Source organism: Intestinibacter sp. (assembly GCF_051866655.1).
Taxonomy (GTDB): domain Bacteria; phylum Bacillota; class Clostridia; order Peptostreptococcales; family Peptostreptococcaceae; genus Intestinibacter.
This window is the reverse complement of sequence record NZ_JBJDXL010000558.1, coordinates 1-2,051: the sequence shown is the minus strand read 5'-3', so window position 1 is coordinate 2,051 and position 2,051 is coordinate 1. Positions and strand designations below refer to the sequence as shown.

Annotated in this window: 3 protein-coding genes and 2 tRNA genes; all 5 read left to right on the top strand. The window is 32.4% G+C overall.

Features of this window, described 5'->3' with window-relative positions; all coding sequences use genetic code 11:
* Nucleotides 1–148 precede the first annotated feature (148 nt).
* The 5 genes from ACI3VO_RS16820 (at nucleotide 149) to ACI3VO_RS16800 (ending at nucleotide 1,630) form a co-directional block, all read left to right on the top strand.
* The gene (locus ACI3VO_RS16820) at nucleotides 149–697 is read left to right on the top strand and encodes a hypothetical protein (RefSeq protein WP_439759016.1); all 549 of its coding nucleotides are present in this window, start codon (nucleotides 149–151) and stop codon (nucleotides 695–697) included.
* Nucleotides 698–919: 222 nt separating this feature from the next.
* Nucleotides 920–982: transfer RNA gene (locus ACI3VO_RS16815), tRNA-OTHER, on the top strand.
* A 121-nt stretch (nucleotides 983–1,103) separates the two neighbouring features.
* Nucleotides 1,104–1,177: transfer RNA gene (locus ACI3VO_RS16810), tRNA-Ile, on the top strand.
* A 149-nt stretch (nucleotides 1,178–1,326) separates the two neighbouring features.
* Nucleotides 1,327–1,458: a hypothetical protein gene (locus ACI3VO_RS16805; RefSeq protein WP_439759015.1), complete on the top strand. Its 132-nt coding sequence runs from the start codon at nucleotides 1,327–1,329 to the stop codon at nucleotides 1,456–1,458.
* Nucleotides 1,448–1,630: a hypothetical protein gene (locus tag ACI3VO_RS16800; protein WP_439759014.1), complete on the top strand. Its 183-nt coding sequence runs from the start codon at nucleotides 1,448–1,450 to the stop codon at nucleotides 1,628–1,630. Before ACI3VO_RS16805 ends, ACI3VO_RS16800 begins: the two co-directional genes overlap by 11 nt.
* Nucleotides 1,631–2,051: the final 421 nt, after the last annotated feature.

Sequence of the window (2,051 nt, the reverse complement as noted above, 5' to 3'; positions counted from 1 at the left end):
GGGACGTATCCCCTCAAGCTTATACCTTGTAGAAAGGGTAGTTGGTAGCACGTGGGTTCAAATCCCACCGTCCCTACAACTTCTGGATTAAATTTTAATTTTGTGCCAAAACATTTTACATTATGATTATTTTCATGTACATTTGTATATGAATTGTAACAATTATAATGCACAGAAATTAAGAGGTTTAAAGCGTAAGTTAGAGCTAATAAAATCTCATGGTGGTAAATGTGAACTATGTGGCTATGACAAAAATGTAGCTGTTCTAGAATTTCACCATATTAATCCAGATGAAAAAGAATTTCAATTAGATTTAAGACATTTATCTAATACAAGTATAGAAAAACTTAAAGAAGAAGCAGATAAATGTCAACTTCTATGTGCTAATTGTCATAGAGAAGTACATAATCCTCACTTAGGAATAGATAAAGTACAGAAATTAGTTGACGCAGAAGCTAAGGATAAGACGTCTTTTGAAAACATGACTGGATCTATATGCCCAGTATGTGGTAAAAGATTCCCTAAATCTACAGGTAAAATATATTGTTCTAAAGAGTGTAGGATTGCTGATAAGCATTATCCATCTTTAAAAGAAGTAAATGAACAGTATGAGATACTTAAAAGTTGGGAAAAGGTTGCTCAATATTTTGGAGTAACCCGTAGAATTATCCAAGGAATAAGAAAAAGAGATTCATAAACTGGAAGTTGACAGTTCAAGTCTGTCTAGGCCCACTAAACAGATGATTTTAGTGTTTTCATGGTATTAGAATTGGAAATAGCCTGTTGTGAAACACGCTATTTTTTACCTTCTCGTCTGCTAATGGTTAGGCTCGATGTCTTATACACATCCAATCTAGGTTCAAGTCCTAGCGAGAAGACAATTACTTTGCTCATAGTCTGTTGTGAAACACGCTATTAAAGATATTTAGTTTAATTGGTAAAACATCTTCGGAAGATGTAGGTTCGAATCCTACAATATCTACAAATGTGTGAAAGTAAGATTAGAGGTTTATTTAATTGTTGTTATTGAAATAAGTAAAGCTGCCTGTTGCGAAATACGCAGCTTTAAAATGAGTAACAGATCTAATCTGTTACTCAAACTAGTGGTAATGCTAATATAGGTATGAGCGCCATCCTTATAAGATGGAAACAGTGGGTTCAATTCCCACTACCACCACAATTTACTAATTTATTAATTAAAAAATTATTATCATGAAAAGAATTGAAACAGTCGCGATTTTAACCCTCTTAGTAGGGCTAATCGTTTATGTCTCTTCACTAAATGAATCTGTAAGAGACAGAAATTTCCGATGGAAAGAAGAAGTTATGTATTCTGTAGATGTTCCAAGACTAGTAGAGATTTTGGACTCTATGGAAATCTATCGGGAAACAGTAGATGACGATATTTATCAACTTTGTAAGAACCGTATTTATAAATTAACAGAATATGAAGACTAAAGTTGATATATTAAATCCACGTCCTCTTCAACAACTAGAAGAGGACACTAAAGAAGAATTATCTTTCTTTAGTAGAGATATTTTAGTAATAAATCAGGATATGATATTTAGTCATCTTCCTGAATATAAAAGAGAACAAATATTAAATATCTTATTGGATTATGTCTACTAGATTCAAGAAGCAGAACTGCTCCTCATCAGTTCGAGATTTGTTTACCGATAAATGGGGTAGAACAATCATAGTTACTGGAACTTATGCTTATGAATGGTCTGTAACCATTAAAAGCAGTATATCAGTAACTACAATGAGGTTTAGAACTCGTATTGAAGCTGTAAAGCTCATTACTGAGTTGAAGAGAAAACATTGATTAGTACTTTAGATAGTCCGCTTTAGTTATATCCTTTCTTTTAAGAATTTCAACCATCTTCTTGCTTATGTAACTAAAGTGGACTATCTTTGCATTGTTATTAAAAAATAATAGTAGAATTTTTATTTGTTATCTACAACAGTAAAATTCTTACTAAAAGTTTACTTTACGCTCGAATGGTGGAATCGGTAGACACGAAGGACTTAAAATCCTTTGGCTATTGCA

Bases quoted from the DNA above. Each gene is read 5' to 3' on its own strand.
- ACI3VO_RS16820 (WP_439759016.1), top strand. From the start codon at position 149: ATGAATTGTAACAATTATAATGCACAGAAATTAAGAGGTTTAAAGCGT.
- ACI3VO_RS16805 (WP_439759015.1), top strand. From the start codon at position 1,327: ATGTATTCTGTAGATGTTCCAAGACTAGTAGAGATTTTGGACTCTATG.
- ACI3VO_RS16800 (WP_439759014.1), top strand. From the start codon at position 1,448: ATGAAGACTAAAGTTGATATATTAAATCCACGTCCTCTTCAACAACTA.